The sequence below is a fragment of the Micromonospora sp. NPDC003816 genome (assembly GCF_042874705.1).
Classification (GTDB): Bacteria; Actinomycetota; Actinomycetes; order Mycobacteriales; family Micromonosporaceae; genus Micromonospora.
Window position 1 is genome coordinate 21,304 of the sequence record NZ_JBIANP010000022.1, and the last position, 6,388, is coordinate 27,691.

The 6,388-nt window shown below is 71.8% G+C and carries 8 protein-coding genes; 6 read left to right on the forward strand and 2 right to left on the reverse strand.

Going from position 1 to position 6,388, the window contains the following annotated elements:
• Nucleotides 1–15: 15 nt before the first annotated feature.
• Nucleotides 16–840, reverse strand: a complete 825-nt coding sequence (locus ACFYTT_RS30725; protein WP_387264472.1) for an SAM-dependent methyltransferase — start codon at nt 838–840, stop codon at nt 16–18.
• Nucleotides 841–1,003: 163 nt separating this feature from the next.
• On the opposite strand from ACFYTT_RS30725, the gene ACFYTT_RS30730 reads away from it, so the two are divergent.
• The 3 genes from ACFYTT_RS30730 to ACFYTT_RS30740 all read left to right on the forward strand — a co-directional run bounded on the left by ACFYTT_RS30730 (nt 1,004) and on the right by ACFYTT_RS30740 (nt 3,362).
• Nucleotides 1,004–2,008, forward strand: coding sequence for an ATP-binding cassette domain-containing protein (locus ACFYTT_RS30730; protein WP_387264482.1), 1,005 nt, complete (start codon nt 1,004–1,006; stop codon nt 2,006–2,008).
• A gap of 5 nt (nt 2,009–2,013) precedes the next feature.
• A complete protein-coding gene (locus tag ACFYTT_RS30735; protein WP_350700213.1) occupies nt 2,014–2,829 on the forward strand; it encodes an ABC transporter permease in 816 nt (271 codons plus the stop codon).
• A 71-nt stretch (nt 2,830–2,900) separates the two neighbouring features.
• Complete coding sequence (locus ACFYTT_RS30740; protein ID WP_387264474.1) at nt 2,901–3,362, forward strand: SRPBCC family protein; 462 nt, start codon at nt 2,901–2,903, stop codon at nt 3,360–3,362.
• 44 nt (nt 3,363–3,406) lie between these two features.
• Here ACFYTT_RS30740 and ACFYTT_RS30745 read toward each other — a convergent pair whose 3' ends face one another.
• Nucleotides 3,407–4,810 carry an NDP-hexose 2,3-dehydratase family protein gene (locus ACFYTT_RS30745; RefSeq protein WP_387264476.1) on the reverse strand — a complete coding sequence of 468 codons (1,404 nt, stop codon included), beginning with the start codon at nt 4,808–4,810 and terminating at the stop codon, nt 3,407–3,409.
• 246 nt (nt 4,811–5,056) lie between these two features.
• On the opposite strand from ACFYTT_RS30745, the gene ACFYTT_RS30750 reads away from it, so the two are divergent.
• The 3 genes from ACFYTT_RS30750 to ACFYTT_RS30760 form a co-directional block, all read left to right on the forward strand.
• A complete protein-coding gene (locus ACFYTT_RS30750) occupies nt 5,057–5,596 on the forward strand; it encodes a DUF899 family protein (RefSeq protein ID WP_387264485.1) in 540 nt (179 codons plus the stop codon).
• A gap of 32 nt (nt 5,597–5,628) precedes the next feature.
• Entirely contained in the window at nt 5,629–6,171 is a 543-nt protein-coding gene (locus ACFYTT_RS30755; RefSeq protein ID WP_387264478.1) for a hypothetical protein, read from the forward strand.
• A 26-nt stretch (nt 6,172–6,197) separates the two neighbouring features.
• Nucleotides 6,198–6,388, forward strand: a 191-nt coding sequence (locus ACFYTT_RS30760) for a transposase (protein WP_387264480.1), incomplete at its 3' end; no start/stop codon positions are given.

Here is a 6,388-nt window from a genome sequence, read left to right on the forward strand (position 1 = left end):
GCGCCGCCGGGCGGGTCAGCGCGGCTTGTGGGTGGCGATGACGACGCAGCCGACTTTGGTGCGCAGGACGTCCAGCACGGCCGGCATCTCGGCGAGGAAGGCGTCGATCCTCTCGGCACCGTGCGCGGCGGCGAGCGTGTCGCGGCGCTGCTGCACCCGCTCGTGGTACGCGGGGAACGAACGGCTGATCTTGTCGCCGCAGCTGAGGAACTCGTCAACCACGAATCCGGAGTCGCGGACCAGGTCGAACGCGGCCATCGGCGGGCCGGGCGGAGCGAGGGTGAAATCGGTGAGGATCTGCCGGTCCCGCTCGGTGAGCGGGGCGTCCTCGGCGAGGTCGGTGAGCACGAGCCGGCCGCCGGGCTTGAGCACGCGGCGGATCTCGGCGAGCCACTGCCGGCGGTCCTGCGCGTGCACCAGGGACTCAAAGGCGAGTACCTTGTCGAAGGAGGCGTCCGGGTAGCTCAGCGCGGCGGCGTCGCCGAGTTCGAAGCGGACCTGGCCGCGCAGCCCCGACTCGTTGACCCGTTCCCGGGCCCGCTTGAGGTGCTCGGCGCTGTTGGTGATGCCGGTGATGTCGGCGTCGCTGCGCTGGCCGAGCCGGATGGCCGGCTCACCGGCGCCGCAGCCGACGTCCAACAGCCGCTCGCCGGGGCGCAGCCCGAGGCGGTCACCGACGATGTCGGTGAACCGGTTGATGGCCTCCAGGAAGGGCGTGCGGTCGTCGTCGTCCTCCCACCACCCGAAGTGAATGTTCCCGCCAAGCACCTCGACGGCCCATGCGCCGTCGTCGTAGATCTCCGCTACCTCGTCGATTTCGGTCAGCTCGCGTGTGGACACGTCCGCTCCTCCACTCTCGGCGACACGTCGATACTTGAGAATGATATAGATATCAACCAACGGGTGTCCATGCGACGATCACCTGGCACGGAACGCGCGTGACGGGCGGACCAAGAAGCGTGACCGAGGCGAAACGTCCTGCTACTATGTGTTTGTGAACACAATGTCGCGTACGGCTGGCTTGTCCGCACAGCAGACCGACACTCTCGCCATCGAGATCACTCGATTGTGCAAATCCTACGGCGAGGTACGCGCGCTCGACGGGATCGATCTGCGCGTGTCGGCCGGAAGCGTGTTCGGTGTACTCGGCCCCAACGGCGCCGGAAAGACGACAATCGTCCGCACCCTCGCCACGCTCGTCCCGCCCGACAGCGGCGAGGTCCGCGTGCTCGGCCACGATGTGGTGCGCGAGGCCGGGGCGATCCGCGACCGGATCGGGCTGACCGGGCAATACTCCTCGGTCGACGAGGAACTGTCCGGCCGGGACAATCTCGTCCTACTCTCCCGGCTGCGCGGCTTCTCCTGGAGCGCGGCCCGCCGCCGCGCCGAGGAACTGCTCGCCACGTTCGGCCTGGAGAAGGCGGCCGCCCGGCTGGTCCGGACCTACTCCGGCGGCATGCGCCGGCGGCTCGACATCGCCAGCAGCATGATCGTGACACCCGACCTGATGTTCCTCGACGAGCCGACCACCGGGCTCGACCCGCACAGCCGCAACCAGGTGTGGGAACTCGTCCGGGGCATGGTCGGCGAGGGCGCCACCGTCCTGCTCACCACGCAGTATCTCGACGAGGCCGACCAACTCGCCGACCGGATCGCGGTCGTCGACCACGGCCGGGTCATCGCCGAGGGCACGCCGGTGGAGCTGAAACGGTCGATCGGCGCGAGCGTGCTGCGGGTGCGGCTGCGCGACGCCGGGCAGCGGGAGACGGCCGAGCGAATGCTGGCGGAGGCGCTGGGCACGGCGGTGCACGCCGGCTCCGACCGGATGGAGCTGACCGCGCAGGTCGCGGCCGAGGAAGAGGCGACCCGGGCGCTGGCCGCCCTCACCGGGGCCGGCGTCGGCCTGGCCGAGTACGCCTTCGGTCACGCCACTCTGGACCAGGTGTTCCTCGCCCTCACCGGGCATCGGGCGGACGGCTCGCGGACCGAGACGGAGGAGGCGGCGTGAGTAGCATGGTGGAGGCCGGCACCGGCCGTGGCGCCTCGACGCCAGCCGCGGCGCGACCGGCGCGTCCCGGCGCGCTGTCGTCCACGCTGACCTTCGCGTGGCGGGCGGTGCAGAAGGTACGCCGCGACCCGACGCAGATCCTCGAGGCACTCGGCGTGCCGGTCATGTTCACGCTCGTCTTCGGCTTCCTGTTCGGCGGCGCCCTGGCCGGTTCGACGTCGAGCTACATGCAGTTCTACATCCCGGGCATCGTGGTGTTCACCGGAATCATGATCAGCATGCGGATCGGCGCGGTGGTCAACCTGGACAACTCCCGGGAGGTGACCGACCGCTTCCGCGCGCTCGCCATCTGGCGGCCCGCCGCGATCGTCGGCACCCTGCTCGGCAACAACGTGCTCTACGTCGTCGGCTGCGCGGTCGCCGTGGCGGTCGGGCTCGCGGTCGGCTTCCGGCCCGACGGCGGCGTGCTCGGCGTCCTCGCCACGATCCTGATCACCCTGGTGTTCGTCTTCTCCTTCTCCTGGGTGTACGTCGTCTTCGGGCTCGCCCTGAAGTCACCGACCGCCGCGCTGAGCGCGTGCCAGGCGATCGTCTTCCCGGTGTCGTTCGTGAGCAACTTCTTCGTGCCGCAGGAGACGCTCCCCGGCTGGCTGCAGGCGGTGGTCAACCTGAACCCGTTCGCGTTGACGGTCACCGCCGCGCGCGGCCTGGCCCACGGCACGGCGACCGCCGGTGAGGTCGGCGCGGCGCTGGCCGGCTGCGCGGCACTCGTGGCGATCTTCGCGCCGCTCTCCATGTTCCTGTACCGCCGGCGGGCCTGACCCCGCCACCGTTTGTACGCAGTGCCGATGACACGAGAAGGGAACACGGCTACCCCGTGGACAGCGACCGTTTGACTCAACCGCCTGCCGTCACCGCGCAGATGCTCATCCGCAGGCCCGCCGCCGAGGTCTTCCAGGCGTTCGTGGACCCGGCGGTGACCACGAAGTTCTGGTTCACCAGGAGTAGCGGCCGACTCGAACCCGGCGCCACCGTCACCTGGGACTGGGAGATGTACGGCGTCTCCACCGTCGTCACGGTCAAGGACGTCGAGGAGAACAGCCGCATCCTGGCCGAGTGGGACCCGGAGTCCCCTACCCAGCTCGAATGGCGGTTCCTGCCGGGCGAGGGTGACACGACGCTGGTCCGGGTCACCGAGACCGGCTTCGCCGGCAGCGCCGACCAGGCCGTGGCGAAGGCGATCGACTCCATGGGCGGGTTCACCATGGTGCTCTGCGCCTGCAAGGCGCTGCTGGAGCAGGGTGTGCTGCTCAACGCGGTCGGCGACGCCCACCCGAGCGGCTTCGGCGACTGAGGGCCGACGCGGCGGGCGGACCGGGAGCGGCCGGGTCCGCCCGCTCAGCCGGCGTCCAGCAGTCCGCGCAGGCAGGCGATCAAGCTGCGGGCCGAGACGTTCACGTAGTTGCTGTGCCGCAGCAGTTCCGAGAGCTGGTGCAGCGTCACCCAGCGGTACTGGTCGCTCTCCAGGTCCGCGTCGTCGGTCTCCACCACGAGATAGCTGCTGCGGGCCCGGTAGAGCCGTCCGCCCTCCTCGGACAGGAGCGCGCGGAACCGGACCCGCTCCGGCGGCGCGCCGAGCACCTGGTCCAGGAAGGGCGGACGTGCCGCCGCGGGCAGGTAGTCGAGCGTGGCGGGCGTGCACTGGACCGTCGGCGCCAGCTCCACCACGTCCACGAAACCCGGCTCGACCCGGGCGTGCACCAACACGTGCAGCACGCCGTCGAGGCGGGTGGCCAGGAACGCCACCACCCCCTGGCCGCAGGGCCGCAGCACCGGCTGCGACCAGCTCGCCACCTCGCGTCCCTCGGCGTCCACGTCCACGCCGATGACCTCGAAGAAAAGCCCGCTGGCGTGCCGCAGGGAGACCTCACCGAAATGCCACGCCGCCTGTCCGCGCAGCGCCGTCCGGTCGGCGCCCACCTCGGTCTGGCTGCGGACGTCGGTGATCCAGTGCAGCAGCGCGCCGGTGTGGTGCCGGCTGCCCGGCCCGGGCCGGCAGGAGCGACGCAACGCGGCCGTGAAGGCGTCCCCGGCCGGTCCGGCCGCCCGGGCCGTCAGCTCTGCCGGCAGGCACGAGAGCACGGTACGGATGTCCATGTTGACCAGATCGTCGTGGCGCAGGAGCCGGTGTAGCTGGGCGAGGCTGAGCCAGCGGAACCCGGGCGGCGGCACGATGTCCTCGTCGGTGAGGACCACCATGTTCCGGTTGCGTTTGCGCAGGAACCAGGACCCGTGCTCGGACTGACGGACGTCTACGAGCACCCGGCGCGGGTCCGGGTCACGGAAGTGGTGCAGGAACGGCACCGGGCGGCCGCCGTGCACGCCGGTCCAGTTGCTCCGCGTGGCCTGGACGGTGGGCGCGAGCTGGTGGCCGTCCTGGTTGCCGGGCTCCGCCTTGGCCTGCACCAGCACCCGCAGCGTGTCGCCGTCGAGGCGGGCGAGCATACCGAGGATGCCCACCTCCGGCTGGTGCAGCATCGGCTGGTCCCAGCGGGGCACGGCCGCGCCCGGCACCTCCACGGAGAGCCCTTCCACCCGGAAGAACCGGCCGCTGCGGTGGGCCAGGACTCCGGTGTCGGCGTCTTGGCGCCAGCCGCGCAGGCCGGCCAGGGGCACGACGTCCACGCGCATCGGGGCCCGGCGACGCCAGCCGGCGAGCCACTTGTGGACGTCGGCGTCGGGGTCGGCGGTGGCGAGCCGGTCGTGCTGCGGCAGCCACGGTGGCGCGGTCGTCTCCGTCACGCGTACCCCCTTTGTCGACACCTACCCGCCGTTCACTTTTATATTCTATAGCGGATGGCCAGCGTAAGCGCGGGTCGAGGAAGGACGAGAGGATGACTGACGACGCGAGCGGGTCGACTCCGCTGCCGATGTGGCCGGACGGCGCCGACGCCGCGTACGTGGCGGCTCGGCAGCGCCTCGCCGAGGCCGAACGCCGCCCTGCGTAACCAGGTCGAACAGGTCGCCGTCGCCCGGCGGAAGCTGCCGCTGGGCGCACCGGTGGCCGACGTCGCGTTCACCGAGGGACCAGCCGACCTGACCGCGCCCGGCCCGCTGCGCCCCGTCCGGCTCTCCGCACTCTTCGGCGCGCACCGCACACTCGTCGTCTACCACCTGATGTTCCACCCGGAGGCCGACGCCGCCTGCCCGATGTGCTCACTGTGGGTGGATGGATTCCACGGCGTCGCCCACCATCTCCAGCAGCACACCGCGTTCGTGGTGGTCGGCAAGGCCCCGGCGGCGAAGCTGCGCGCCTGGGGCGCCCGGCGCGGCTGGGCCGGGCTGCGGCTGCTCTCCAGCCACGGCACCGACTTCAACGCCGACCTGCGCGCCGAGCACCCGAACGGCGACCAGCGCCCGATGGTCAGCGTACTGGTCCGCGACGGCGACGGCATCCGGCACTTCTACAGCCAGCCGGCCAACTTCGACGACGGCGCCGAGCGCGGCATCGACCTGCTCTCCCCGGTGTGGAACATGCTCGACCTGCTGCCGCAGGGCCGGGGCGACTGGTACGCCGCCAACACGTAACCCCGGGTCGCCGCCCCGGCCGATCAACCCGTGTGACAGCCGAGGAGCCACGAGTACCCGACCGCACCACGACACCGCGTACCGCCGGCTGTCGCCCGGGCGCACCCGGCCGGGCCGGGCGGCTCGTCGGCGCGGTCCTCACCGGGGTGGCGACCACGCTGCCGGCGGCGGGGCCGGGCCACGCCACGGACGGCGGCGGCGTCGCGCCGGCCGCCACCGGGTTCGCCGCGCTGCTCACCTTCGCCGCCACGGCCACCACGGCAGGACCGGTGCTGCTGCGACCGCTCGCCGCCCCGGCGCCCCGGCACCTCACCCCCACGGTGGTGACCGCCGCCGTCGCGCACCTGCTCACCCTCGGCCTGGGCGTGGACGCCCCCGCCGCCGCAACGTTCGCGCTCGCGGCGGCCTGCCTCGCCCTGCTCCGGTACGCGCGGCAGCCCCCGACGGCACCGGCCGCATCGCCGACGGACTGGCCCGCGGCGCGGCGCGCGGTCGGCGTACCCCTGGCTCTGCTCGTGTCCGCCGGAGCGGGCCTGCCGGCGCTGTGGGCTTCCCCTGAGATGTGGACACCCTGAGACTGGACGTTGGTCCAGAGGAAGGGGTGCCCCCGTTGGGGCGTCCATCGAAGTACACGGAAGAGTTTCAGCGTGATGCGGTTGACCTGGTCGGTTCGTCGGGGCGGCCGATCAACCAGGTCGCGCGTGAGCTTGGGTTGAGTCACGAGACGCTGCGGAACTGGGTCCGTAAGCGGGAGCGGCAGGCCGGGACGGGTCCGGCGGCTTCGGGTGACGG